This is a genomic window from Pseudothauera nasutitermitis (assembly GCF_004801295.1).
Taxonomy (GTDB): Bacteria; Pseudomonadota; Gammaproteobacteria; order Burkholderiales; family Rhodocyclaceae; genus Pseudothauera; species Pseudothauera nasutitermitis.
In genome coordinates this window covers 549,446-573,654 of record NZ_SSOC01000004.1, presented here as the reverse complement: position 1 = coordinate 573,654, position 24,209 = coordinate 549,446, and the positions used below count along the sequence as shown (strand labels likewise).

At 68.5% G+C, this 24,209-nt stretch carries 25 protein-coding genes; 20 read left to right on the top strand and 5 right to left on the bottom strand.

The features are described from left to right. Positions 1 to 86: 86 nt before the first annotated feature. The 19 genes from E6C76_RS13030 (at position 87) to E6C76_RS12940 (ending at position 19,102) form a co-directional block, all read left to right on the top strand. Positions 87 to 434 carry a hypothetical protein gene (locus E6C76_RS13030; RefSeq protein ID WP_211090213.1) on the top strand — a complete coding sequence of 116 codons (348 nt, stop codon included), beginning with the start codon at positions 87 to 89 and terminating at the stop codon, positions 432 to 434. 27 nt (positions 435 to 461) lie between these two features. After that, positions 462 to 761 (top strand): type IV conjugative transfer system protein TraL, encoded by a 300-nt coding sequence (gene traL / locus E6C76_RS13025; RefSeq protein ID WP_136348636.1) that lies wholly within the window; start codon positions 462 to 464, stop codon positions 759 to 761. A gap of 2 nt (positions 762 to 763) precedes the next feature. Beyond that, positions 764 to 1,330 carry a type IV conjugative transfer system protein TraE gene (gene traE / locus E6C76_RS13020; RefSeq protein WP_136348635.1) on the top strand — a complete coding sequence of 189 codons (567 nt, stop codon included), beginning with the start codon at positions 764 to 766 and terminating at the stop codon, positions 1,328 to 1,330. After that, positions 1,317 to 2,180: a type-F conjugative transfer system secretin TraK gene (locus tag E6C76_RS13015; protein ID WP_136348634.1), complete on the top strand. Its 864-nt coding sequence runs from the start codon at positions 1,317 to 1,319 to the stop codon at positions 2,178 to 2,180. Before traE ends, E6C76_RS13015 begins: the two co-directional genes overlap by 14 nt. Further along, a complete protein-coding gene (locus E6C76_RS13010) occupies positions 2,177 to 3,553 on the top strand; it encodes a TrbI/VirB10 family protein (RefSeq protein ID WP_136348633.1) in 1,377 nt (458 codons plus the stop codon). Before E6C76_RS13015 ends, E6C76_RS13010 begins: the two co-directional genes overlap by 4 nt. Further along, positions 3,537 to 4,346 (top strand): DsbC family protein, encoded by an 810-nt coding sequence (locus E6C76_RS13005; protein ID WP_230976265.1) that lies wholly within the window; start codon positions 3,537 to 3,539, stop codon positions 4,344 to 4,346. Before E6C76_RS13010 ends, E6C76_RS13005 begins: the two co-directional genes overlap by 17 nt. Further along, on the top strand, positions 4,343 to 4,918 hold the full coding sequence (locus E6C76_RS13000) for a TraV family lipoprotein (protein ID WP_136348632.1): 576 nt from the start codon (positions 4,343 to 4,345) through the stop codon (positions 4,916 to 4,918). The genes E6C76_RS13005 and E6C76_RS13000 overlap by 4 nt, the downstream gene beginning before the upstream one ends. After that, positions 4,915 to 7,464, top strand: a complete 2,550-nt coding sequence (traC, locus tag E6C76_RS12995; protein WP_230976264.1) for a type IV secretion system protein TraC — start codon at positions 4,915 to 4,917, stop codon at positions 7,462 to 7,464. The genes E6C76_RS13000 and traC overlap by 4 nt, the downstream gene beginning before the upstream one ends. Beyond that, entirely contained in the window at positions 7,461 to 7,826 is a 366-nt protein-coding gene (locus E6C76_RS12990) for a hypothetical protein (protein ID WP_136348631.1), read from the top strand. Before traC ends, E6C76_RS12990 begins: the two co-directional genes overlap by 4 nt. 92 nt (positions 7,827 to 7,918) lie before the next feature. Next, positions 7,919 to 8,416 (top strand): conjugative transfer signal peptidase TraF, encoded by a 498-nt coding sequence (gene traF, locus E6C76_RS12985; RefSeq protein WP_230976263.1) that lies wholly within the window; start codon positions 7,919 to 7,921, stop codon positions 8,414 to 8,416. Between the two features lie 11 nt (positions 8,417 to 8,427). After that, positions 8,428 to 8,832 (top strand): hypothetical protein, encoded by a 405-nt coding sequence (locus E6C76_RS12980; RefSeq protein WP_136348629.1) that lies wholly within the window; start codon positions 8,428 to 8,430, stop codon positions 8,830 to 8,832. After that, complete coding sequence (gene traW / locus E6C76_RS12975) at positions 8,829 to 9,473, top strand: type-F conjugative transfer system protein TraW (RefSeq protein WP_136348628.1); 645 nt, start codon at positions 8,829 to 8,831, stop codon at positions 9,471 to 9,473. The genes E6C76_RS12980 and traW overlap by 4 nt, the downstream gene beginning before the upstream one ends. Next, the gene (gene traU, locus E6C76_RS12970; protein ID WP_136348627.1) at positions 9,470 to 10,480 is read left to right on the top strand and encodes a conjugal transfer pilus assembly protein TraU; all 1,011 of its coding nucleotides are present in this window, start codon (positions 9,470 to 9,472) and stop codon (positions 10,478 to 10,480) included. Before traW ends, traU begins: the two co-directional genes overlap by 4 nt. Then, a complete protein-coding gene (gene trbC / locus E6C76_RS12965) occupies positions 10,467 to 11,219 on the top strand; it encodes a type-F conjugative transfer system pilin assembly protein TrbC (RefSeq protein ID WP_230976262.1) in 753 nt (250 codons plus the stop codon). The genes traU and trbC overlap by 14 nt, the downstream gene beginning before the upstream one ends. Positions 11,220 to 11,229: 10 nt before the next feature. Next, complete coding sequence (gene traN, locus E6C76_RS12960; protein WP_136348626.1) at positions 11,230 to 13,629, top strand: type-F conjugative transfer system mating-pair stabilization protein TraN; 2,400 nt, start codon at positions 11,230 to 11,232, stop codon at positions 13,627 to 13,629. Then, positions 13,626 to 14,006: a hypothetical protein gene (locus tag E6C76_RS12955; protein ID WP_136348625.1), complete on the top strand. Its 381-nt coding sequence runs from the start codon at positions 13,626 to 13,628 to the stop codon at positions 14,004 to 14,006. Before traN ends, E6C76_RS12955 begins: the two co-directional genes overlap by 4 nt. A gap of 8 nt (positions 14,007 to 14,014) precedes the next feature. Next, the gene (gene traF / locus E6C76_RS12950) at positions 14,015 to 14,839 is read left to right on the top strand and encodes a conjugal transfer protein TraF (RefSeq protein WP_136348624.1); all 825 of its coding nucleotides are present in this window, start codon (positions 14,015 to 14,017) and stop codon (positions 14,837 to 14,839) included. 9 nt (positions 14,840 to 14,848) lie between these two features. After that, on the top strand, positions 14,849 to 16,294 hold the full coding sequence (locus tag E6C76_RS12945; protein ID WP_136348623.1) for a conjugal transfer protein TraH: 1,446 nt from the start codon (positions 14,849 to 14,851) through the stop codon (positions 16,292 to 16,294). A gap of 33 nt (positions 16,295 to 16,327) precedes the next feature. Further along, the gene (locus E6C76_RS12940; RefSeq protein ID WP_136348622.1) at positions 16,328 to 19,102 is read left to right on the top strand and encodes a conjugal transfer protein TraG N-terminal domain-containing protein; all 2,775 of its coding nucleotides are present in this window, start codon (positions 16,328 to 16,330) and stop codon (positions 19,100 to 19,102) included. A gap of 5 nt (positions 19,103 to 19,107) precedes the next feature. Here E6C76_RS12940 and E6C76_RS12935 read toward each other — a convergent pair whose 3' ends face one another. The 5 genes from E6C76_RS12935 to E6C76_RS12915 form a co-directional block, all read right to left on the bottom strand. Next, positions 19,108 to 19,452: a hypothetical protein gene (locus E6C76_RS12935; RefSeq protein ID WP_230976261.1), complete on the bottom strand. Its 345-nt coding sequence runs from the start codon at positions 19,450 to 19,452 to the stop codon at positions 19,108 to 19,110. A 35-nt stretch (positions 19,453 to 19,487) separates the two neighbouring features. Then, a complete protein-coding gene (locus E6C76_RS12930) occupies positions 19,488 to 19,919 on the bottom strand; it encodes an H-NS histone family protein (protein WP_136348621.1) in 432 nt (143 codons plus the stop codon). 86 nt (positions 19,920 to 20,005) lie between these two features. Next, positions 20,006 to 21,532, bottom strand: coding sequence for a Fic family protein (locus tag E6C76_RS12925; protein WP_136348620.1), 1,527 nt, complete (start codon positions 21,530 to 21,532; stop codon positions 20,006 to 20,008). A 186-nt stretch (positions 21,533 to 21,718) separates the two neighbouring features. Continuing rightward, positions 21,719 to 22,186 (bottom strand): helix-turn-helix domain-containing protein, encoded by a 468-nt coding sequence (locus E6C76_RS12920; RefSeq protein WP_136348619.1) that lies wholly within the window; start codon positions 22,184 to 22,186, stop codon positions 21,719 to 21,721. 182 nt (positions 22,187 to 22,368) lie between these two features. Further along, the gene (locus E6C76_RS12915) at positions 22,369 to 23,361 is read right to left on the bottom strand and encodes a GlxA family transcriptional regulator (RefSeq protein WP_136348618.1); all 993 of its coding nucleotides are present in this window, start codon (positions 23,359 to 23,361) and stop codon (positions 22,369 to 22,371) included. 115 nt (positions 23,362 to 23,476) lie between these two features. On the opposite strand from E6C76_RS12915, the gene E6C76_RS12910 reads away from it, so the two are divergent. Next, complete coding sequence (locus E6C76_RS12910; RefSeq protein WP_136348617.1) at positions 23,477 to 24,190, top strand: NAD(P)H-dependent oxidoreductase; 714 nt, start codon at positions 23,477 to 23,479, stop codon at positions 24,188 to 24,190. Positions 24,191 to 24,209: the final 19 nt, after the last annotated feature.

The window sequence follows — 24,209 nt, the reverse complement described above, 5'->3', positions numbered from 1 at the left end:
TCACACCGGCTTCCCCCACCCGCTCATCGACCCGCTCCGACCCGCCCGCGACCCGTCTTCCGACGCTCATCTCAACGGAGGTCTCCATGAGCACCGCAACGCTTGCGCCGTCCCGCCTTGACGGACGCCGTCCCGTCGCCATTCTCTCGCTGCTCGCCCTCGGCCTGCTGGGGCTGTGCACCGCCTTTCCGAGCTTCGCCTTGGACCTGGTGGCCTTCACCGGCATCACGGGGCCACTGACGTCCGCGCTCACCCAGATCGCCTCCCTAGGCCCGGGTATCAAGGCGTTGGTCGGCTTCGTCGGTTTCGTCGTGGCGCTCATCAGCCTGGCAGCCCTGCGCAACTTCGGCCCGGTGCTGTTCTACGTCGGGTTGGCGATTTTTGGGGCGGTCGGCTTGGTGATCGCCGGCGCGATCATGGGCGCGGTCGTCTGAGCCGGCCTCGCGCCCCGGGAGCCCGGCATGCGTACCGACACCTACATCCCGCGCCGCCTCGACGACAACTGGAAGCTGGGCTTCTGGGACATCGATGTCGCCGCGCCGGTGCTGCTGGCCTTCTTCATCGGCTACCTCGCCGGCACCAAGACCGCCTTCGCGGCCTGCCTGGCGGCCGGCATCGCCGTGTCGCGCTGGATCTCGCGGCTCAAGGCCGACAAGCACCCCGCCTTCGCCATCCACTGGCTGTGGTGGCACCTGCCGGCCACACCGCTGACCGCGCTGCGCGCGACGCCGCCCTCGCACATCCGCCGGATGGTCGGCTAGCCATGGACTTCGAACGGCTCAACACCGACCGCAAGGAACTCCTGCGCCGCAACCGCGGCCTGGGCCTGGCGGTCGGCGCCCTCGCAGCCGGCCAGATCCTGGCCCTGGTCGCGCTGCTGAACGTGCTGGGTTCGGAGCGCACGGTGATCGTGCCGCCGACGATCGACAAGTCGTTCTGGGTCACGCGGGACAAGGCGAGCGGGGCCTACCTGGAGCAGATGGGCAGCTTCATCGCCTGGCTGGTGCTCGACGTGAGCCCCGGCACGATCGACTGGAAGAAAGACATCCTGCTGACCTATGTCGATCCGGCCCAGCACGGCGCGCTCAAGGCTCGCCAGGAAGTCGAGGCGGAACGCCTGAAGCGTATCAACGCGGCCACCGCCTTCGCCCCGGAGCAGCTCGTGCCGAGCGAGGACGGCCAGAACGTCGTCATCCGGGGACGGCTGCGCACGCTGGTCAACGGCTTCGAGACCAGCAACGACCCGAAGGCCTATCTGGTCGAGTTCGGCTACGCCGGCACGCGCATGCACCTCAGGACCTTCAAGGAGGTGCCCTATGCGGGCCGCTAGACCTGCGTTTGCCTGCCTGCGCGCCGCCCTGCGCGCCACGCTGGCGGCCGCGCTTGCGGCGGGCGCCGCCGGCGCCCACGCCCTGCAGGTGCTCGACGCCAGCGACGGGGTCGCCGTCGAGGCGATCCTGTCGATCCACGAGCCCACCCGCATCCGCATCGAAGGTGCGCCGATCACCGACGTGTTCGGCAACATCTACGCCAGCGGCTGCGCCGCGACGCCGGACCTGCCGGCGCCGCCGGGCACCACGGGCGCCGGCACGCCCACGACGGCCGCCCCGGTCAATCCCGCCGGCGAGATCGTGCTCGAGTGCGACCGCGACAAGGGCGAGATCTACGTCCGCCCGGTCGGCGACGGCGCGAAGCCGGTCAACCTGTTCGTCTCCTCGGCGCAGGCGACCTACACCCTGCTGCTGCGCCGCGCCGACACCCCGGCCGACACCATCGTCATCCGCGACCGGGCGGCCGCGCAGCGGCGCGTGGAGACCACGACCCCACGTGCCGCCACCGGCACCGCCGCCAGCCATGTCCGCGCGCTGAAGGCGCTGCTGGTGGCGATGGCCACCGACCGCCTGCCGCCAGACATCCAGGCCGAGGACGTGGGCCAGCCCATCGTGCTGTGGCGCGAGGCGCGCTTCCACCTCGACCGCATCTACCGCGGCCGCGGCCTCGTCGGCGAGCGCTACCTGCTGCAGAACGTGAGCGGCGCCCCCATGGTGCTCGCCGAGCCCGAATTCGACCGCGAGGACGACGAAGCGGGCCGCGTGGCCGCCATCGCCATCGAGCACCACAACCTGCGCCCGAGCGAACGCACGCAGGTCTTCGTGATCCGCCAGGAGAGCCGGCCATGAGCCTCTCCCGCTCGCCGCACGAACGGCCGGCCGGCGCCCTCGGCAGCCTGCTCGAACGGCTCTCGCCGCGCCAGCGCCAGTACCTCCTGCTGGCCGCCATCATGGCGGGCGGCATCGGGCTGTTGTGGCTGATCTTCGCCTTCACCGGCGAACCCGGCCGGCCGGTGGGCACGGACACCGCCGCACGCCCGAGCGGGGTGACCAACATCGGCGTGATGCCGCCGGGCGGACAGGTGAATCCGCTCGACCAGTGGGTCGGCACCGCCGGCCGCAAGCTCGCCCAGTACGAGGCCGAGCGCGAGGAGCAGAACCGCCTCAACAACGAACGGACGGCGTTCGAGCAACGCACCCTGCAGCGCTTCGCCGAACTTGAGCAGAAACTCACCGCTGCCGGCCAGGCCGCCGCCCCGCCCACGCCGCCTCCGCCGCCCGTACCACAGCCGCCCTCACCGACGACGATGCCGCCTGCCGAGAGCCTGCCGCCGGCGCCGTCCGGCGCGCCTTCCGCCGCCCTGCCCCCGGATGCACTGGTGGCGCCGCCCCCGCCGCCCGCCATCAGCCGCGTCACCCTCGCGCCCCGCGCCAACCTGCCAGTGCCCGCCGGTGCACCGGGCAGCGCCGCTTCGACGGCACCCGGCACCCTGCCCGGCGACAGCACCGGCGAAGCCCGCACCCTCTCCACTTACCTGCCCGTGAGCTTCACCCGCGGCACCCTGCTCGGCGGCCTGGACGCCCCCACCGGCGGGCAGTCCCAGTCCAACCCGCATCCCGTGCTGATCCGCCTGTCGGACAACTCGGTGCTGCCCAACCGCATGCGCGGAGAGTACCGCGAGTGCTTCGTGCTCGCCGCCGGCTACGGCGACATCAGCTCGGAGCGCGCCTACCTGCGCACGGAAAACCTGTCGTGCGTGCGCCCGGACGGCCACACGCTCGAAGTGCGCATCCAGGGCTCGATCTACGGCGAGGACGGCAAGGTCGGCATGCGCGGGCGGCTCGTCACCAAGCAGGGCCAGATGCTCGCCAATGCCTTGCTGGCCGGCGTCGTCAGCGGCATCGGCCAGGGCCTGGCCACCTCCTCGACCGACTACAGCACCTCGGCCCTTGGCACCGTAGCCTCCACCTCCGGTTCCGATGCCTACCGCGCGGGCCTGGGCACCGGCGTGGGCCGCGCGCTCGACCGTCTCGCCCAGTACTACATCCGCCTGGCCGAGAACACCTTCCCCGTGATCGAGATCGACGCCGGCCGCGAGATCGACGTGGTGATCACCAAGGGCGTGCGCATCGATACCCCGATGCCCGGCGCCCGGGACGGCCGCGCGGACCTGTCCCCCGCCAACCGCTACCTGGAGGCAGCCGATGACCCCGACTACTGAGTGCGGGGGAACACCCGCGCGCCGGTTCGCAATGTGGGCCTGCCACGTCGTCCCCCTCGCCGCACTTGCCCTGTCCGCCTCGACTGGCTTGACCGCCGACACCGGCCCTGACGAGACGGCCCGACTGCGCGCCATGCTCGAAGCGGCCCATCCCGGCACGCGCTTCACCGAGATCGCGCCCTCGCCGGTGGCGGGGCTCTTCGAGGTGTGGATGGAGGGCAACGTGGCCTACGTGCTGATGCACGATCCGCGCTACTTCGTCTTCGGGCATCTCTTCGACACCCTGACGCTGCGCGACCTGACCGCGCCCCGGCTCGCCGCCCGGCAACAGCCGGCCGAGGCCGCAGTCCCCGCCGCACTCGTGTTCGACGACCTGCCGCTCGCCGACGCGCTGGAGACGGTCCGCGGCACCGGCGGGCGCAGGCTGGCGGTCTTCAGCGACCCGGCCTGCCCCTACTGCCGGCAGCTCGAAGCCGAGCTGGCCGGGATCGACGACGTCACCCTCCACACCTTCCTCGTGCCCTTCCAGGGCGAGGCGCTGCCCGTCTCGATCTGGTGCGCCGCGGATCGCGAGACGGCCTGGCGCGAATTCATGCTGCGGGGCGACGAAAGCCTGCCGCACGCCGGCACGCCCTGCGACCACCCGGTCGCCCGCAACCTCGCGCTCGCGCGCGGGCTCGGCATCCAGGGCACGCCCACGCTGGTCTGGTCCGACGGCAGCCGCACCGAGGGTTTCATCGACCGCGCGGCGATCGAAGCCCGGCTGCGCGATGCCGGGGGAGGCCGGCCATGACGACGGCGAAGCGGCTCATCATGCCATCCGCCGCCGCGCTGGCGCTGTCGGGCTGCATGTCGATGTCGGGCGTGGGCGGCGATTCGAAGTACGCCTGCCAGGCCCCGGAAGGCGTCACCTGCGAGTCGGTGTCCGGCACCTATGCCAACGCGGTGGCCAACAACCTGCCCGGCCAGCGCAAGCGCGCCGCCGGTTCTGCACGGCCTGCGGACCGGACCACCGATGGGGCACCACCGCGCCCCGCCTCCACGCCTCTGCTCGCCGGTCTGCCCGCCGCCGGCGGAGAAGCGCCGTCCGCGCTGCGCGCGCAGGCGCGCTACCTGCGCCTGTGGATCAAGGCTTGGGAAGACCTCGACGGCGACCTCTACGACCAGGCCCACGTCTATGTGCAGATCGACCATGGCCGCTGGCTGATCGACCGTATCCAGCGGCGCATCCGCGATGCGCACGCGCCGCTGCGCCCGCCGGCGGCAGGCCCCGCGGACGGGAACGGATCGCCGGGCGACGCGCCCGCCCGACCCGCCACACCGCCGGCCGGCACGCTGAAAGCGCCCAGCGAGCTGTTCCAATGAACAGGCCGGACACCCTCCTCCAGCGCGGCGCCCGTCCGGCGGCCTGGCTGGGCATGTCGGCCGACAGCCCCGCCGAGCAGTTCGCGAGTTGGCTGCCCTATTCCGGCTACCTCGCCGACGAGCGCATCTTCGCCAACCGCGACAGCATGGGCTTCATGCTCGAACTGATGCCGCAATCCGGGGCGGACGAGCGCATGACCGAGGTGCTGGCTTCGCTCTACGCCAACTGCCCGACCGGCACCGGCGTGCAGTTCCATCTGTTCGCCTCCCCCCACGTGCGCCCCCTGCTGCGCCGCTACGCCAACCTGCGCGTGGAGGATCCCGACCAGGCCGACAAGGCCCGGCACTGGGGACGGCCGGCGCGCAATGACAATCTCTTCCGCGCCCTCGCACGCCAGCGCGTGGGGCATCTGCTGCACGGCGCCCAGCACTCGCTCACCGCCGGCTTCCATTACACCGTCCGCGACTTCCGCCTGATGCTGAGCGTGGCCTTCCCGGGCGACCCGGCAGCCCTCAACAAGCGCGACGAACTGCTCGCGCTGCGCGACGCGATGGCCTCGACACTGCGCTCGGCCTCGCTGCCGAACCGGGTGTGCGATGCCGCCGACCTGATCAACTGGTGCGCGATCTTCACCAATCCGGACCGCCTGTCGGGCACCGACGCCCCGGACCTGCGCTACGACGACGGCCGCGAGCTGCGCGACCAGATCGTCGACTTCGACACCATCCAGGACCCGCATCCCGCCGGCCTCACCTTGTGGAAGGAGGCCAGCCCCGACGTGCTCGAGGCGCGCTTCTACTCGATCAAGAGCTTTCCGGAACACTTCGCGCTGTGGCAGATGGGTTCGCTGATCGGCGACCTGATGCAGCCCGCGCTGCAGTACAGCGCGCCCTTCCTGCTCACGCTGGGCGTGCACATCCTCGATCCCAACGCCACCAAGTCGGTGGTCACCGCCAACCACGTGCGCGCGACCCAGAACGCCAAGTCCAAGATGGCCGACGTGATGCCGGACGTGAAGAAGAAGCTCGACGACTGGTCGGCCGCGGCCAACGCCATCGACACCGGCGGCAGCCTGGTGAGCCTGTACCACCAGTTGGCGATCTTCAGCACGCCCGGGCGCGTGACGGCGGCCCATGAGGCGGCCAACGCGATCTGGCGCGGGCGCGGCTTCCAGTTGAACGCGGACGCCTACATGCACCGCCAGGCCTTGCTCGCCAGCCTGCCGATGACGCTGACCGAGCGTTTCCACAAGGACTTGGCGAAGATGCGCCGGGTCACGCGCAAGACCGTGGCCAACGCCATCCACATGGCGCCGCTGATCGCCGAATGGCGCGGCACGCGCACCCCGGCCCTGGTGTTCGGCGGCCGGCGCGGCCAACTGACGACGCTGGACCTCTTCGACAACGATCTCGGCAACTACAACTTCGCCATCATCGGCGCTCCCGGCTCGGGCAAGTCCGTGCTGATGAACGAACTGGCCTGGTCCTACCGCGCCATCGGCGCCAAGGTCTGGATGCTGGACCTGGGCCGCTCGTTCGAGAAGCTCTGCAGGAAGGCGCACGGCACCTACATCGAGTTCCGGCCCGATGTGGACATCTGCCTCAATCCGTTCTCGATCGTGCGCGACATCAACGAGGACATCGACATGCTGGTGCCGGGCATCTCGAAGATGGCCTCGATGCAGCATTCGCTGGAGGAGGTCCAGTACAAGGCGATCTCGGCCGTGGTGCTCAAGCTCTTCCGCGCGTACGGCCAGGACCTCACCATCACCGGCCTGCGCGACGCCTTCAAGACCGGCACGATCGAGGAATTGGGCGTGGTGAACGACCAGCGCATCCGGGACCTGGCGATCATGCTCGCCCCCTATGCGCGGGACGGCCAGTACGCGCGCTTCTTCGAGGGGCGCGCCAACGTCGATTTCTCCAACGACTTCATCGTCATCGAGAACGAGGAGTTGAAGCGCCGCCCCGACCTGCACGCGGTGGTGAACATCCTGCTGCTGCACCAGATCACCGGCGAGATGTACCTGACCCGGAACCGGCGCAAGGTGCTCTTCATCGACGAATTGAAGCAGCAACTAGGCGACATCGGCGCCGACGATCCGGTGAAAGCCGCGGTGGTCGAGGAAGCGGCACGGCGCGCCCGGAAATATGGCGGTGCGCTCGGCACCGCGACACAAAGTGCCGACGACTACTACGGTAGCGCCCAGATGGAAGCGGCGTTCAACTGCTCCGACTGGGTCTTCCTGCTACGGCAGAAGCCTGAATCCATCGAGATGCTCGACCGCAAGGGCCGGCTCGCGATGGACGAGCCGAAGAAACGGCTGCTGAACTCCCTGCGCACCGAGGCCGGGGCCTTCTCGGAACTCTACATCTCGTCTCCGGTCGGCGAAGGCGTCGCACGCAACATCCTCGATCCCGCCACCCACCTGCTGTTCTCGAACAAGCTCGAAGACAACGCGCCGATCGACGAACTGCGCGCGCAAGGGCTGTCGATCGACGAGGCGATCGCCGAACTGCTGCGGCGCCGGGGGCACGTCCTATGAACCCGCGCACGCTCTTCGTCGCCAATGCGCTCGTCAGCCTGATCGCGGTGGCAGGCACCCTGCTCCTCTACGACCGGCAGGTGATCCGCCCCGCGCGAACCATCGGCGTGGTCGACCTCGCCGAAGTGTACCGCGTCAAGGAAGACGAGTTCACCCGGCGGCTCACCTCGGCACGCACGGAGGAAGAACGCCAAGCCGCGCTGGATATGGCACGGGCGTTCTCCCGGCAACTGCCCGCCGCGCTCGCCGCCCTGCCGGCCGAATGCGGCTGCCTGGTGGTCCTGAAGGCGTCCGTGGCTGGCCCCACCCCCTACACCGTCGATCTCACCGAACACCTGCGCCGGATGGTAGAGACCCCATGAACACCGAAGCGATCACCCAGTCGCTGGCCCCAGCCCCGGCGCCCCGCGGACTCACCCGTATGCGGCTGGCCGCGGCGGACTTCGGGCGTCACATGAGGCGGCGCTGGTACCTCTACCTGCCCGTTTTCGCGATCTGGGGCCTCGCCTACCTGCGGCTGTTCTTCGACCCCACGCCGCGCCTGCCGGTGCTCTTCAACTGGACGCCCAGCCTGCCCTACAAGGTTGCGATCCTGCATTCGGGGCAGCACACCTTGCGCCGCGGCGACTTCATCGTCTTCTCCTTCGCCGGCGACGGCGCACGCGACTCCCCGGGGCTCGCCGGCCAGCCTTTCTTCAAGATCGTGCGCGGCCTGCCCGGCGACATGGTCACCGTCGTCGGGCGCGAGGTGCGGGTCAACGGCGAACCGGTAGGCATCGCCAAGCCCCACGCCTTCGACGGCCGGCCGCTCGAGCCCATCGCGCCAGGGGTCATTCCACCCGGCTGCTACTACGTCCTGGGGCTCAGCCCCGATTCCTTCGACTCGCGCTACCGCGACAGCGGCCTGGTGCGCGCCGAGCAAGTGATCGGCGTGGTCGAGCCGCTTTTCTGACGGAGAACTTCATGTCCCGCCCCCTTTCCGTCGCCCGGCTCATCCGCTTCACGCTGCGGGTGGTGATCGCCATCCTCGCCTCGCTCATCGCGCTGTGGTCCGTTTCCACCACCCACGCGCAGACCAGTCCGGCACACGGGCCGATCCGCGCCGGGGACGACATGCCGATGCTCGACTTCCTCGCGCTGCTCCATCAGATCGCGCCGGCGGCGGCCGAAGGCGCCAAGATCTACCTCGGTGCCGTCCACCTGCGCTGCGGCCGCACGCTCAGCACCCTCGAACTGCGCCAAGCGCTCGCACACGACGGCGGCGAACCGGTGCTGATGGGGCTGATCCGCGCCAGCCAGCAGCAGGACGCGGCCGCCCGGGTCCAGCTCGTGCGCCAGATCCACTGCCCCACGGGAGGCGAGCGATGAGGCGCCACACCCTGACGTGGTCGGCGAGCCTCTCGGCTGCGGCGCTGCTCCTCGGCAACGCGTCGGCGCATGCGTTCGATGCCGGCATGATCGGCCCGACCTACGAGATTGCCGAACCCCACCTGCTCGCCTTCATTGAACAACGCCTGCGGGACATGGCCGCCAGCGGCGAACTGCAGCGGCTCGAAGAAGAAGCGCGGGCGCGGGGCGTCGACGCGGTTCACCACCCCGTGCCGGTCGAGGGGCTGTCGCCCACCGGGACGCGGCGCACCTATTACTACGACCCGAGTTTCACGCTTGACCGTAACCTGCATGACGCCGACGGCCGGCTCATGTTCGCCGCCGGCACGCGCGCCAATCCGCTGGAGATCGTCTCGCTGTCGCGCCACCTGCTGTTCTTCGATGCGCGCGACGCGCGCCAGATCGCGCATGCGGCGGCGCTGATCACGGACTACGGCGGGCGCGTGAAACCGATCCTGACTGGCGGTTCCTACCTCGCATTGATGCAGACGTGGCGCACTCCGGTCTACTACGACCAGTTCGGCCTGCTCACGCGGCGGCTTGGCATCCGGCAGGTGCCGGCGCTGGTCTCGCAGGAGGGCCTGCGGCTGCGCATCGACGAGCTGGAGGTGCCGCGATGAAGCGCCTGCTCGTCACGGTCTGCCTGCTGCTGGGCCTCACCAGCGCAGCGACGCCGGCCGCGGCCGGCATCACTTGCACCGGCAAGTTTCCGAACCCGATCACCGACCTCTGCTGGTCGTGCATCCTCCCCATCAGCATCGGCAGCGCGCGCATCGGCAACTTCGGCGGCCAGGAGGACATCGACAACCCGTCCAATCCGGTGTGTACCTGCGGGGTCAATCCGACCGTCGGCCTGTCCATCGGCTTCTGGGAGCCCGCGCGCCACGTCGAGGTGGTCCGCAAACCCTTCTGCCTCGTGTCGCTGGGCGGCATCGACCTCGACCCGGGCCTGCCCGCGCCGGAAGCCGCCCGCTTCACCCGCCCGGAGGCCGACGGGGATGGCGGCAGCTTCTACCAAGCGCATTTCTACATCAACCCGGTGATGTACTGGCTGGAGGTCGTCACCGACTTTCCTTGCCTGGAAAAGGGCAGCTTCGACCTGGCCTATCTCACCGAAGTCGATCCGCTGTGGGGCGACGACGAACTGACGCTGATCCTCAACCCGGAGGCGGTGCTGTTCGCCAACCCCGTGGCGGTGGCCGCCTGCGCGGCCGACTGCGTGGCCGCGACCGCGGGCTTCGGCATCCGCGAGATGTTCTGGTGCGCCGGCTGCCAGGGTGGCGTCTATCCGCTCAACGGCCACCTGCCCTACCACCTGGGCGGCGTGCGCACGGCCGCGCTGCTCGCCCAGCGCCTGACCGCGAAGCTGCACCGCGAGCTGATCGCCTGGGGCTGGCACGGGCAGGCGGGGCTGTGCGGCCCCTGCTTCCTGCCGGTCATGGACAAGACCGCCTACAAGACCCAGCTCACCTACCCCATTCCCAACACCGGCAAGGAGGACGGCAAGTGCTGCCAGCCGTTCGGGCGCAGCACGATCACCTGGGGCGCCGGCAAGGAATACCCGGTCCGCGGCGAGGACTTTGCTTTCATGCTCTTTCGCAAGAGGAACTGCTGTGTCGGCTTCTGAACCTTTCCGCCGCTGCGCCGCCGTGTTTGTGGCGCTGCTCGCCACCATCCTCAGCAGTACCGCGGCCGCGCAACCGATCGTGACGGACGAAGACATCGCACGCGCGCGCCGCGACACGCCCATCGTCACCGACGACGACATCCGCCGCGCCCAGGAGAAGCATTCGGCGCCGTCGCCCGTGCCACCGCCCGCGCCTTCCACACCCCGCATCGAGGCCCTCCCCGAACCACTGACCGCCCGGCCGCTGGACCTCTCGGCCGTCGCCCAAGGCTACGCCGACGGCGCCGCCCGCCTGGACGGTGCGCAGGCGCTGGCCGGCGGGCCCGCGCTGCTGGTCTTCGCCAGTCTCTCAATGCCCGAAGCCACGCTGGCGCGCCTGCTGGAACAGGCCGAGCGCGCTCACGCGCTGATCGTACTGCGCGGTTTCATGAACGGCTCGCTGCGCGACACCGCCGCCCGCGTGCAGCGCCTGATCGGCGGCCGGCAGGCCGCGGTGCAAATCGATCCGCTGGCCTTCGACCGCTTCGCCGTCACCCGCGTGCCGAGCTTCGTCCTGGTGCGCGACGGCACCCGCCCGGCGGCCTGCGCCGGCGGCGCCTGCCCGCCGGCGGGGGCGTTCGCGCGCACCGCAGGCGACGTGAGCCTGGACTATGCGCTCGCACACCTGCGCCGCGCGGCCCCGGACTTCCAGCGCGAAGCGGACCTGTTCCTGGCCCGCCTCAAGCCCAGGCAACCGTAGGAGCCCCGCCATGCGCCGCCTCGTCATCGGCATCACCCTGGTCTGCTTCGTGGCGACGCAGACCACGGCGCTCGCGCAGCCGCATGCCGAAGGCACCGCGGCGGGCCAGGCCGCCAATGCCGCCGCGCGGCCGACGATCAACGCCGGTGACGCGGCCGCCGTCGTCCCCGGCTACACCGCCTCGCCGCCCGAATCCGCCTACCACGGCCAACCGAACCTCGGCGGCCAGGCCAACGCGCGCCTGAGCGCCTGCGCCGCCACACCGGACGATCCGGTCTGCGAGGCCCAGGTCGGCGCAAGCACGTCGGCCAACCTGCCGCGCGACGCCATCTCCCCCTACGATCCGGCCGTGGCCGAGGCACGCCGGATCGCGGCCAACCCGTCGCTGTCGCTGGAGAACATCGCCAGCTTCTACAGCGGCTGCCAGATCGACACGGTGCCGGGCGCGGCAACGGAGACCCGCGTCTGCCGGCAGTACAGCGGCGCCGGCGCGCAACGCTGCGCCCGCAGCCTGACGGTGTCGGTGGCGCGCAGCAGCAGTTGCACGCCGGGCGAGTGGTTCGTGTCCGCCGCCTCGGGCGCGACCGGCGCCGCGGTGCAGTGCCTGCCGGACCGGCCGGCCGCGCGGCAGCATTTCCGCGTCACCCAGGGCGGCACGCCGCTGGCCTACTTCGACGTGGACATGGGCACGCCGCTCGTCTTCCCGCAACGGGTCGCGACGCTGCCCAACACCGGTGCCGGCTGGGGCGGCGGCCAGAACGGCGCCTGGGTCGCCGACAACCAGTGCGTGGGCGACGCCTGCCGGCTCACCGTGCTGATCGCCCGCGAGTACCGCCTGGTCTGCAGCGGTGAGGAGTACGGCTACGACATCGGCGGGAACTGCGAGCAGGTGCGCCCGTTCCTCGAGGTCTACGGCGCCTGCCCCGCCGGCACCCAGAGCGGCAACCACATCTTGAACCCGACCAGCCCCGGCGGCGAGCCGGGCGAGTGGCAGCCGACCTGGCTCGACGAGGCGCGCTGCTACGCGCCGACCTCCCCGCCGGGTGGGCAGTTCGGCATCGACCAGACCGGAACCGTGCCGGGGTATTTCTGGGGGGTGCATTCGCAGCGCCCGGTGGTCGGCTGGAAGCTCAATCCGGCCTACGGCCCGATCCCGCGGATGACCTTGAGCTACCTGCGCCCGCACACCGAGGTGGCGGAGGCCGACCGCTGGGACGATCACTGCCCCGCGCTCGCCGCCGACGGGCGCTGCGCGGTGAGCGAGGCGGCGCGCTGCGTCGACGGGCCGGCGACCAAGCTCATCGACGGCGCGCCGGTCACGCGGGACTGCTGGCGCTACGAGACGGCCCTGTCGTGCGCGCACGGCGCCCCCAGCGACGAATGCGCCCCGCTCGCCGCCGCGGGCTGCACGCCGGCGGGCACCGTCTGCCGGCAGGCGAACGCGGCGACCGGCTCGTGCGAGATCGCCGAGCACACCTACACCTGCCCGGTCGCCGCCGGCACCGCGCTGACCGCGTCGAACTGCCCGGCCGACGTCTTCTGCGTGGCCGGCCACTGCTTCAGCACCGCCTACACCCACGACGCCGACTTCGCCCGCTCCATGTCCTACCTTGAAGCGGCGCGCGAGGCCGGCGTCTATCTCGACACCGACACCATGCGGGTCTTCTCGGGCGAGGCGGCGAAGTGCCGCGACCGCCTGCTGAAGGACTGCTGCCTGTCGGATTCGTCCGGCGCCGGCATGACCAACCAGAGCCTGTTCGGCACCGGGTCGCGGCTCGTCTATGACGTGCTGATGAATTCGTCGAACCGCGCCTTCCTGTACCAAGGCATGCAGGCGCTGCTGCTCGGCGGCGGCTTCTCCGGCAGCTTCACGACCTACGGCGTCACCGTCGCGATCAACGGCGCGGCCGTGCCGGCCGGCTCGGTGGCGCTGTACTCGGGGACCAACGTGGTGATCGCCTTCGACCCCTGGTCGCTGGCCATCGCGGTGGTGATCTACGTCGTGATGTCGATGATGTCGTGCAACGAGAACGAGGGGCGCCTCGCCCTGCAGGAGGGCGCGCGCCTGTGCCGCAAGATCGGCACCTATTGCTCGTCATGCATCCGGGTGCTCGGCAAGTGCGTGTCGTGCATCGAGCACACCACCGGCAAGTGCTGCTTCAACAGCGTGCTGGCGCGCATCGTCAACGAGCAGGGCCGGGCGCAGGTCGGCAAGGGCTGGGGCAGCGCCAGGAATCCCGATTGCTCCGGCTTCACGATCGCGCAACTACAGGCGCTCGACTTCGCCGCGATGGACCTCTCCGAGCTCTACGCCTCCATCGTGCCCACCCTGCCCGACGTCGGCGCTCTCCAGTCGGACAACGCCGCGCGGGCGGGCCAGTGCTACTACGGCCAGGGGCGCTGCCCATGAAACCGCTTCTCGCCCTTATGTTCGTCGCCGTCTGCGCACCCGTGCCCAGCGCCGCCGCGGACGTGCCCTACCGCACGCCGGTGCCTGACGCCCGGCCGGTGATGCTCGCCGCGCTGCGCGCGCCCGACGGCACGGCATACGGCGTGCTCACCGGAGAGATCGCCGAGGCGATCACCCGACACTTCCAAGCCACGTCGCCGATCCACATCGACGTCACCACCGAACGCCGCTACGCACAGCCCGGCTGCGCGCGGCTGAACGTCACTTTCTGGCAGGAAGGCGTGGTGCTGCCGGACGCCCCCGGGCCGCGCCGGCAGACGATCGCGTTCGGCATCGACTACTGCCTCGACGGGCGGCCGCCCCGGTCCCTCGAGTAGGCGCCGCCATGGTCCGCCGCCTGCTTCCCTTGCTGCTTGTCCTCGGCCTGTCGGTCGGGCTGCCGGCCGCCGCCGGGGAAAGCGGGTCGCCGTACTGGCGGGACAGTTGGCGGGGCTGGCACTTCTACGAAGACCCGCCGCGCGAAGACGACAAGGCCCTGCCGCCGCCACCGGCCGCCCCGCCCGCGGAGACACGCGCCGCCGAGCTGGAAGCCTTCGAGCAGCTCCAGAAAGCGCTTGAGGACACCCGCAACATCGCCATCATGCGACCGACCGAGGCCAACGTGCGCCGCTACATGGAACTCGAGGCCCGCGTCGTGGCCCGCGCTTCCGTGTTCGCCGACGTCGCCCGGCGCGTGGCCTGGGCGACGCCGGAGCTCGATCCGACGCTGCATGGCCGGCCGGTCAATGCCAAGGCATTGGAAGTTTTCGAGGAGACCCAGCGCAACGAACGCTCGCGCACCGTGGCCCGCCTGGGCGAGGACCACGTGCTGTTCTTCTTCTACCGGTCGGACTGCCCGTACTGCCACGCCTTCGCGCCGACCCTGGAAGCCTTCCAAGCCCGGCATGGCATCCAGGTGGTGGCGGTCAGCGTGGACGGCGGGCCGCTGCCGGGCTTTCCGGCCGCACGCATGGACAACGGCATCTCGGCCGCACTCGAGGTGTCGCAGGTGCCGGCGGTCTTCCTCGCCCAGCCCTTCACCGGCCGGATCACGCCGATCGGCTTCGGCGTGCTGTCCGAGTCCCAATTGCTGGAGCGCATTTCCATCGTCAGCAGTCCGGAAGGCATCGCGATGTTGCCCAGCGCGACACGCCGGCTGGCCCTGCCATAGGAGAACCCCATGAGCACGCCCCTACCTCTGCGCCGTGTGCTGGCCGTATCCGTTGCCGCAAGCCTGGTGGCGACGTCACCGGCGCTGCACGCCGGAGACCTCAACAGCGAAGTGAACGCGATGTTCGACAACCTCGGTGCGATCGGCAACTACACCGCGCCGGGGGCGTTTCGGGGGCAGGCCTACAACACCTATACCGGCGGCAACCTGATGATGCGCTCGCCCAACAAGGTCTATCAGCTCGCGGCGGTCCAGTTCCCCAGCGCAAAGGCCGGTTGCGGGGGCATCGATGTCTTCGGCGGCAGCTTCAGCCACATCTCGGCCGACGAATTCAAGAACATGCTGCGTAACATCACCGCGGCCCTGCCCGGCATCGCCTTCCAGTTGGCGCTGGAGGCGGTCTCGCCGTTGCTCGGGGGCCTGACGAAATGGGCCAAGGGACTGGAGACCTGGATCAACAACGCGCGCATCAATTCCTGCGAGACCGCCAAGGCCATCGTCAGCACCGGGGCCGAGTCGCTCGGCTACAGCTCGCAGGAGAGCTGCGCCGACCTGGCCATCGAACTCGGCATGGAGAGCGACCGCGACGCCGCGCGCCGGCGCTGCGCGAGCGACCGCTCGAACATCCTGTCCACCGCACGCGGTTCGGGCGACGCCAACATCCGCAACAAGGCGCCCTTCGTCGGCAACCTGACCTGGAAGGCGCTGCAGCACACCGGCGGCTACCTCGATGATGCCGAGCGCGAGCTCATCATGAGCATCGTCGGCACGGTGATCTACTACCCGGAGGAATCCAGCCGCGATCCCGAACCGATCGCCCCGGCGCTGACCTCGATCAGCCAGTTGCTCTACGGCCAGGCCGCCGCCGGCAGCGGCGGCGACGTGGTCCAGCACCTGCTCCGCTGCAACAACCATAGCGCCTGCGACGCGGTCTCGCTCAACACCGCCTATAGCCACACGCCCTTCACCGCGAAGGTGGAAACGCTGATGCGCTCGATCGCCGACAAGATCGCCACCCGCAGCGCCATCCCCAACAACTCGCCCGAGGTCGGCTTCGTCAACCAGACCACCGAACCGGTCTACAAGATGCTCTCGATCGGCACCAGCATCCCCGGCTCGGGCTTGGCCGACAGCCTGATCGCGCAGTACCGCGACCTGATCGCCGCCGACTACGCCCACGTTTTCCTGGAACGCAACCTGCGCCTGGGGCTCGCGGCGCTGGACAAGGACTACACGCTGCAGCAGACCCAGCGCGAGCAAGCGGCGGCGATCCGCCAGCGCGCACAGGCGATGCTGTGGCAGATCTCGCAGGAGAAGAACCTGCTGTACCAGAAGGTGGGGTCGTTCCGCGCGGTATCGGGCCATCTGGAGGAACTGGAGCGCCAGTTGCGCTCCAGCATGCCGCAGCACGTCATGGACATGCTCGGCCACCAGGCCGCCTACCTGGCGCGCTGATCCCGCTAGGGGGCCGAGCCGGGACACGCCATCATGTGGGAGATCTACGCCTACCAGAACGCGGCGAGCCTCTTCGGCGTCTTCAACGCCGCGGCGGCCATCCACGGCTCGGGCGACTACTTGTCCGCAGTCGCGGCCGTGGCTTTCTGCGGCTTCGTCGCCGCGCTGATCGCCTACGCCTTCGCCCCGGAGAAATTGCAGGGCTGGAAATGGCTCGCCACCGTGCTGCTGGTCTTCTCCGTGCTGATCGTACCCAAGGTCTCGGTCGGCATCGTGGACAAGACCGGCGGCGGCCCGGTGCAAGTCGTCGACAACGTGCCGTTCGGCGCGGCGCTGCTGGGCAGCCTCACCAGCACGATCGGCCATACGCTGACGGGTCTCTTCGAGACGGCGTTCCAGGCCATCCCGGGTCCCGGCGCCCTGCCCAGCGAGCTCGCCTATGCAAGCAACGGCCTGATGTTCGGCAACCGGCTGATCCGCGAGACCGGCAACGTCGTCTTCCAGGATCCGGCCTTCCGCACCGACCTGATCAACTTCATCCACAACTGCACGACCTACGACCTGCTCGACGGCACCTTCGACCCGGCCGCCTTCTCGACGGCGGACGATGTCTGGGCGCTGATGGCCGGCCCGAACCCGGCGCGCTTCACCCCGATCACCAGCGCCACCGGCAGCAGCACCATCGACACCTGCCCGAACGCCTACCTCAACCTCAACGGCCGGCTGCCGGCGCAGATCAGCCGCATCGAAGGGCGCCTTGCCTTCCAGCTCAATCCCACCCTGCCCGGCACGGCGGCCGCGGCCGCGATCGCCGGGCAGATCCAGCAAGCCTACCTGAAGAACGGCATCGCCGCGGCCTCGGCCACCGCCGCCGACCTGATCCGTCAGAACGCGGTGCTCAACGCGATCGCCGACACCGGCAAGATCGTTGGCCAGAAAGTGAACGACCCCGCTGCGATGATCCTGGCCGTCGGCCGCGCACAGGGTGTCGCGCAGCAGAACGCAGCGTGGATCAACGCCGGCAAGGTCACCGAACAGGCCCTGCCGGTGTTCCGCAACGTCATCGAGGCGGTGACCTACGCCCTCTTCCCGCTCTTCGTGCTGTTGCTGCTGCTCACCAGCGGCCGCGACTCGATGATCGCGTTCAAGGGCTACGCCACCATCCTGATCTGGATCCAGCTGTGGCCCCCGCTCTACGCGGTGCTGAACTACATGGCCTCGATCTACGCCGCCTACGACATCGCCGCGGCGGCCGACCTCGGCACGGGCATGAAGGCACTGTCGCTGCAGACCGCCTCGTCGATCTATTCGCGCACGATCTCGGGCGAGGCGGTGGTGGGTTACCTGTCGATCACCATCCCCTTCATCGCCTGGGCGGCGTTAAAGCGCATGGAGAACTTCGGCTCGGTCATGGTCGGCGGCCTGTCCGGCTTGCAGGCCTTGCTGGGTGCGGCCACCGGCTCGGCCGCGGTCGGCAACACCAGCCTGGGCAACGTGACCATGGATCAGATGCGGCTCGCGCCGAACCGCACGTCCGCATTCATGCACAGTTGGCAGGACGATCTCAGCGGCGACACCTTCAGCAGCAATGCGCTGACCGGGCGCACCGCATTGAGCCTGCTGCGCAACCAGGGCTTCGCGTCCCGCGTGGTGTCGATGCGCGTGGCCGAGCAGGACGTGACCGAAGCCAGCCGCCAGGCCGATGCGGCCCGCGGCGAGGCGGTGGCCGCCCATACCGAACGCTCGACGGTGCTGGCCCAGGCGTTCAGCCGCGGCTTGGCCAAGCTGAGTTCATCGCGCAGCAGTACGGGCTCGACGTCCAGCAGCTTCGAACAGTTCGGCGAGTCGTTGAACCGCCTGGACCAGATCAGCCAAGGCGTGGCCGACAGTACCGGGCTCAGCCAGTCGCAGGTCGCTCGCATTGCATTCGGTGCCTCCGGACACCTGGGATTCAATACTCGATTTGGCGGTCTTCGAGGCAACGCAACCGCGGACAAGAACTACGCTTCGGGCCTGTCCACGGAAGAACGGCGTGCACTGACGTCGTTGACCAGCGACCAGATCGCCGAATTCAAGCAATTCGGCGACCGCGTATCCCGGGACGCGAGCTTCGCGTCAGTTGTCGCAGACGATGCGCGCGAAGCACAGGACATGGCCTCACGCCTCGCCACTGCGACCAGCCGTTCCGAACGTGCCGATGCGGCACTGGCCGAGCGCACTGCCTTCGCGGAACGGATGTCCTCGGCCTACGAGCGCGGCGAGACGATTTCCATCGACATCGCCCAGGACCCCCACAACCTGGCGATGTTCACCCGCTACGCCCAGGAATACGGCGGGAACAGCGCGTCCGCCCACGCCTTGATGCAAGCCGAGTTGGCACGCCAGTCGCCCCGGCCGAACCGGTTCTTCTCCGACGGCAGCGCGGTGCCGCTGTCGTTCGGCGACGTGCGTACTCAGCACGATCAGGACACCTCGGCGCCAGCACTATCGCCGGATATTGCCGGTCGGCATCGCAACCAGAGCGCTGACGTTCGTCGCTTTGGTGCGGCGCCGGCAGGCCCCGCGACCGCCCCGACCGCCCCTTCTCAATTGCGGGAAGACGTCCAGGCCCAGGGCGCGCGCATCCAGTCGGCGACCGCCGCGGACCGGGGCGCCTTCGACGAGAAAGCGGCGATCACCCGGAGGTCCGACGGCACGCTCGCTTCAGAGCGATCGTTGCTGGCACAGTCCGGCAGGCAGGTAGCCGAAGACGCCGCGCCGATCCTCGACAACGCCAGGCAGGCGGTGAGGGACGTACTGCGTAGGTAGGGCCGTCATTGAAGCTTGTCGGGATCGAACATCCGGCTTCCGTGGGTGGGATCGGGCTCCGGCGGCTTCATGAATGGAGGATGGCCCTTATCGCGCCAGTAGTTGGCAGCCAAGTCCCGCCCTGAGTATCCCATACCGGGGATCGGATTCTCCTCCTCTTCGGAGCGCAGCGGCAACCGTCCCCGCTGCCTGCTTCCAATGCCCGACAGCCCGCCGCCGATCGCCCCCCCGAACAACGCTCCCACGAACATCATGACGATGCGCGGCCCCCATTCCTCGTCCCGGACGGAGAGGAAACCGATGCCGATACCGAGCAGCAGGAGGAAAAGGAAAACGGCCTTGCGCATCATCGTTCCAGAATACGCCAGCAGCGCACTCGTTCAACTCAGGCTTTCGTTTTAGCACCCTCAGCGCCACGAATGCGACCCCCCTTGCCCGTCGCAAAGACTTCGGCAGCGTGGACGAGCGCATCCAGCGCACCACCGTTCGACATCCAGGCCTCCACCCACTGGGGCTTCCGTCCCCTTCCGGACCAGGACAAAGTCCGGTCGTTCGGATGCGCGTACTTGGCCGGCAGCGGCGATCTGGCCTTCGACGACGGCGCCGCGCCAGTGTCCTGCTTCCGCAACTTACCGCCATTGGTGGGTTCCGCCGCAACTGGAAGGATGTCCGTGAGCGCAAAACCTTCAGCCTTGGCCAGCGAAGTCAGCTTCTTCAGAAGCACCTCCTTCGCTCCGCGCTCGCGCTGCCGGATCGCTGAGGAGATACGGCTGTGGAGCTGCCGCAGTTGAGCCAGTGAATAACTGGAAAGGTCCATGGAATGTGATCTCCCTCGCTGCAATCGACCATTTCTAATAGATGTCGCGCTATTGGATTGGCTGCCGGCCGATGCCGCCAGAGCGCCTACACCCTAGAGTGTGCTTGGTGGTCGATGTAAGCCGAAAAGTGTTCGGTCACGGTCGCCTCAATGCGCGCCACATCTTCATCCAACAACCCCTCTACCAGTTTGTGCTTGCGCTTGGAGAGCACCCCATTGCCTTGCACGATGACATCGATGAGGGTATGGAGCGCCGCCTGGCGCATATCGAGCCAGGCCTCCAGGTCACGTACTGTCGCGTCGTGTGCGCGCAGGTAGACGATCTCGGCCTGCAAGTCCTCTTCCACGCATGCCTGGCAGCACTCGTAGATGAATTCGCAGATCTCCGTGAAATCGTGGTACGCATAAAGCCACAAGGGTTGCGGTGAGCGCACGTGGATCGTGGCACTGTCCCCGTCGAGGGCATAGTCGAGCAAGTCGGTGCGGGGGCGGGAGTAACGCTTGAGAAGCGCCGAGTAGCGGTCCAGTTGCTTGAGCATCCGGGCCGACAAGGGCAACACTACGCCGGCTGGAGTAAACCCCGCCTGGCGCAGGATGTGATGCAGAAGAAACCGATGAAGCCGGCCGTTGCCATCCCAGAAGGGGTGTACGAACACAAAGCCGAACGCGGCACACGCTGCGGCCAATACCGGCTCCAACCGGCCCGTCGAGGCGGCCTGCGCCACCTTGGCCACGCCCTCCATCATCGGCCGCACCAGTTCCGGCGGCGCCGGGATGAAATCGGCGATGTTCCTGAGCCGCCCTGCCCGCGAAAGCCAGTTCTGGCCGTCGCGGTATCGGTATTCTGCCGCCCGGGCATTCATGATCTGGGACTGCCACTCGCCGAGTTGGTCCTCTGTAAGCGGCCCGGGTTCGCCGGCCTGTTCAAGCAAGTGCCTGAATTTGGCTGCCCGGTTGTTGTCCGGAATCTCGTCCTCGATACCATAGGTCGAGCGCGTCTCGGAGAGATAGAGGTAATCCACCGCACGCGCGAGCATCTCCGGCTCGATGCTCCGGAAGGTTTCTCCCACCTTGCTCGCAAGCCCTGCAGCAAGCCATTTCTCTAGTTTCTCGGTACGCCGGATGAGTGGGCTGAACCATTGGTCACCCAAGAGATTGCTCACGATGCCGAACTTGGGGTCGGGAACGGCCGGCCCCACGATGTAAGCGGCCGGATCCAGTAGCGGCACTCGCGGGCTACCCGCCGGCAAGTTGTACTCGAACTCATGGCCGGTGAGCCATGCCGCCAAGTGACCGGCCATCCGTGAGTACTTGGAACTCGGCTTGTCGCGCAGCCAAGCCTGGATGGCTTGACGCACCTCGGGAACCTCGAAGAGCGCCCCGAGCACTGTTAGATTGAGGTGCTCCCGCTTGAATGCGAACGTGAGCTGCCCTGCCAATGTTTCGGTGTCGCTGATCCGCTGCAAGGGCAGTTCAATGCACTCCTCCCCATCCGCATTGACGATCCGGGAGCCGGTGGCCCGCTCCGTGGCCGCATGGACGCAGCGCAGTGGCGGTACCCGCAGTTGATACTTGCGAATGAGTGCTTCGTAACCAAGATAGAGATGAGTCATATACAGAAGGCCGGAAGTCGCGTCACATCATCTACTTCTTTACCAAACTATCTACTTATTAGCATATTCTTCCAGAAACATCTACATCCTACAAACACGATTTTCATTTCCGGCTCATGAGATTTGTGAAGTGGGGGTGACGTATTGCCACCGCCAAGCGATGGCAAGCCTTGCATGGCGACAGTCTCATTCGTAGCCCATGCCGAGTTCCTGGGCTTGCTTCGCCAACGCCGCCATCGCGTCTTCGCTGGCCTGCTCCCGCTGGGCCTTGAACTTCATCAGATCGGCAAGGCGAACGCGGCGATGCTTGCCGGCCTTGTGGAAAGGCAACGCGCCTTCTTCGAGCAGCTTGACCAGGTGCGGCCGGGAGACATTGAGCATGTCGGCGGCCTCTTGCGTCGTGAGTTCGGCATGGACCGGCACCACCTTGACGGCATTGCCCTCGGCAAGTTCGGCCAGGATGTCCACCAGCAGACGTAGTGCGGATGTGGGCAATTCCACTTGGTGGGCCTGGTTCTTGTCGTCGAAGATCTGGATCTGCTGCGTTTCGAGACGTGTGGCCAGGAAGGCGGCCAAGGCACGCTGGCCTTCCACGGCAGCCTGAACCTCACGCTCGACCGGCAGCGATACGTTGGACAGGGCGGCGGTAGACATGTGGCTTTCCTGCGTTTGGGGAACGGTATCAATACCGTATTCGAAACAAACGAAAATCGCAATAAACGACAGTACGGATTCCGGTAAACAAGCCCCAGTTTTGCGCACGCCAGCGATGGCGGGCGACGAAAGCGGTGAATCCGGGGCCGGCCGGGGGGCATCTTCCACCCCATGCCGCACCGTTAAGGCGCCGGATTGATCTGGAAGCGGCCCCGGTACGCCCCGGGGCTCATGCCGATGCGCTGGCGGAAGAGCCGCGCGAACGAGCTGGTGTCGCGGTAGCCCACCTGGGCGGCGATGGCGTCCACGCGCTGGTCGCCGGTTTCCAGCAGCGCGCGGGCGGCTTCGAGCCGCAGGTCCTGCAGATACGCCAGCGGGGTCTGCTCCAGCGCCGCCCTGAAACGGCGGATGAGCGTGCGGTCGCTGACCGCCAGCGCCGCCGCGAGCTCGGAGATCCGCAGCTCCCGCGCCATGTTGTGCTGGAGCCAGTGCTGCGCGCGCTGCACCAGCGAATCGGCGTGCGTGCGCTCCGCTAGCAGCGGCAGGTAGGGGATCTGGCTGGTCTGGCTGACGTCGATCAGCATGCTCTTGGCGGCCTGCGAGGCGATGGCCGGCCCGACGAAGCGCTCGATGACGCGGATGGCCTGCAGCAGGTACGAGGCCGAGGCGCCGGCGCAGATCAGCCGCTCCGCTTCGGTGATCACCGGGCGCAATTGCAGGTCCACCCGCGGGTATCTGGCGCGGAACTGGCGTTCCAGCCACCAGGTCGTGGTCGCGGTCCGGCCGTCGAGCAGCCCGGTCTGCGCCAGGATGAAGGTGCCGGTGCAGTTGGCGGCGATCCACGCCCCGGCGTGCCATTGCGCCACCAGCCAGGCGCAGGCGTCGGCCTGGCGAGCGAGGACCCGGTCGAACCGGCGCCGGCCCCCGTAGTGCAGGCTGGGGACGAAGACGAGGTCGTAGCACTCGCGCGGGTCCAGCCTGTGGGTTTGCAGTTGCAGGCCGTTGCTCGCGACGACGGCCTCCCCGGACGGGGACACGAAGCGCCATGCGAACTGCGCGGCTGCGGTGCCCTGCTGGCGCCGCAGGTGCGCGTTGGCGACCTGCAGGAGGTCGGCAAAGCCGCCGACGCTGGAGGCGTAGCACTCATCGAAGGCGAGGATGGCCGCGCGGATCATCGGGTGGCGGAATTCGCACAGAGATAGTCGGTTTCGCCACTCTACAGCGCAAGGCGCAGTTCTTAAACTGGTCTCCGTCGCAAGCGCCATTCTCATCACCTGCGGGAGCCCGCTCATGAAAGTCTTCATCGTCCACGCCCATCCCGAGCCGCAGTCGTTCTGCACAGCGATGAAGTCGGCCGCGGTCGAGATATTCGAACGGCAGGGCCACGAGGTGCAGGTGTCGGACCTGTATGCCATGGGCTTCCAGCCGGTGGCCTCGACGGCCGACTTCGGCGATCGCGCCGATCCCGATTACTGCGTCTATGCGCTGGAGCAGCGCCACGGGGTCGACACCGGCACGCTCGGCGCCGACATCCGCGCCGAGTTGGACAAGCTGCTGTGGTGCGAGCTGCTCGTGCTGGTCTTTCCGCTGTTCTGGTTTTCGACGCCGGCCATGCTCAAGGGCTGGATCGACCGCGTGTTCGTCTCGGGCCGGGTATACGGCGGCAAGCGCTTCTACGACCGCGGCGGGCTGGTGGGTCGGCGCGCGCTCGTCGGCCTCACGCTGGGCGGCCAGGAACACATGTTCGGGCCGCAGGGCATCCACGGGCCGCTCGAGGGCATGCTGAAACACTTGCTACAGGGCACACTGGCGTATGCCGGATTGCAGGTCCTGCCGCCGTTCGTCGGCTGGCACGTTCCCTACATCACCGACGAGGCGCGGCGCCAACTGCTGGCGGCGTGGGAACATCGCCTCCGGTCGGTCCAGGACGACACGCCGCTGCGCTTCCCGAGCCTTGCGGACTACGACGACCGGCTCCGCCCGCTCAGCGTCCCGGTGGCGTGATTCGCATAGACTTTCCCTT

Excerpts from the sequence above, each read along its gene's own strand:
- E6C76_RS13005 (WP_230976265.1), top strand. The coding sequence starts at position 3,537 with ATGACCCCGACTACTGAGTGCGGGGGAACACCCGCGCGCCGGTTCGCA.
- E6C76_RS12990 (WP_136348631.1), top strand. The coding sequence starts at position 7,461 with ATGAACCCGCGCACGCTCTTCGTCGCCAATGCGCTCGTCAGCCTGATC.
- E6C76_RS12915 (WP_136348618.1), bottom strand. The coding sequence starts at position 23,361 with ATGATCCGCGCGGCCATCCTCGCCTTCGATGAGTGCTACGCCTCCAGC.
- E6C76_RS12945 (WP_136348623.1), top strand. The coding sequence starts at position 14,849 with ATGAGCACGCCCCTACCTCTGCGCCGTGTGCTGGCCGTATCCGTTGCC.
- traF (WP_136348624.1), top strand. The coding sequence starts at position 14,015 with ATGGTCCGCCGCCTGCTTCCCTTGCTGCTTGTCCTCGGCCTGTCGGTC.
- E6C76_RS12940 (WP_136348622.1), top strand. The coding sequence starts at position 16,328 with ATGTGGGAGATCTACGCCTACCAGAACGCGGCGAGCCTCTTCGGCGTC.
- traC (WP_230976264.1), top strand. The coding sequence starts at position 4,915 with ATGAACAGGCCGGACACCCTCCTCCAGCGCGGCGCCCGTCCGGCGGCC.
- E6C76_RS12980 (WP_136348629.1), top strand. The coding sequence starts at position 8,428 with ATGTCCCGCCCCCTTTCCGTCGCCCGGCTCATCCGCTTCACGCTGCGG.
- E6C76_RS12920 (WP_136348619.1), bottom strand. The coding sequence starts at position 22,186 with ATGTCTACCGCCGCCCTGTCCAACGTATCGCTGCCGGTCGAGCGTGAG.
- E6C76_RS12955 (WP_136348625.1), top strand. The coding sequence starts at position 13,626 with ATGAAACCGCTTCTCGCCCTTATGTTCGTCGCCGTCTGCGCACCCGTG.
- traN (WP_136348626.1), top strand. The coding sequence starts at position 11,230 with ATGCGCCGCCTCGTCATCGGCATCACCCTGGTCTGCTTCGTGGCGACG.
- traL (WP_136348636.1), top strand. The coding sequence starts at position 462 with ATGCGTACCGACACCTACATCCCGCGCCGCCTCGACGACAACTGGAAG.
- E6C76_RS13015 (WP_136348634.1), top strand. The coding sequence starts at position 1,317 with ATGCGGGCCGCTAGACCTGCGTTTGCCTGCCTGCGCGCCGCCCTGCGC.
- E6C76_RS13010 (WP_136348633.1), top strand. The coding sequence starts at position 2,177 with ATGAGCCTCTCCCGCTCGCCGCACGAACGGCCGGCCGGCGCCCTCGGC.
- traU (WP_136348627.1), top strand. The coding sequence starts at position 9,470 with ATGAAGCGCCTGCTCGTCACGGTCTGCCTGCTGCTGGGCCTCACCAGC.
- E6C76_RS13030 (WP_211090213.1), top strand. The coding sequence starts at position 87 with ATGAGCACCGCAACGCTTGCGCCGTCCCGCCTTGACGGACGCCGTCCC.
- traW (WP_136348628.1), top strand. The coding sequence starts at position 8,829 with ATGAGGCGCCACACCCTGACGTGGTCGGCGAGCCTCTCGGCTGCGGCG.
- E6C76_RS12935 (WP_230976261.1), bottom strand. The coding sequence starts at position 19,452 with ATGATGCGCAAGGCCGTTTTCCTTTTCCTCCTGCTGCTCGGTATCGGC.
- traE (WP_136348635.1), top strand. The coding sequence starts at position 764 with ATGGACTTCGAACGGCTCAACACCGACCGCAAGGAACTCCTGCGCCGC.
- E6C76_RS12910 (WP_136348617.1), top strand. The coding sequence starts at position 23,477 with ATGAAAGTCTTCATCGTCCACGCCCATCCCGAGCCGCAGTCGTTCTGC.
- E6C76_RS13000 (WP_136348632.1), top strand. The coding sequence starts at position 4,343 with ATGACGACGGCGAAGCGGCTCATCATGCCATCCGCCGCCGCGCTGGCG.
- E6C76_RS12925 (WP_136348620.1), bottom strand. The coding sequence starts at position 21,532 with ATGACTCATCTCTATCTTGGTTACGAAGCACTCATTCGCAAGTATCAA.
- E6C76_RS12930 (WP_136348621.1), bottom strand. The coding sequence starts at position 19,919 with ATGGACCTTTCCAGTTATTCACTGGCTCAACTGCGGCAGCTCCACAGC.
- traF (WP_230976263.1), top strand. The coding sequence starts at position 7,919 with ATGAGGCGGCGCTGGTACCTCTACCTGCCCGTTTTCGCGATCTGGGGC.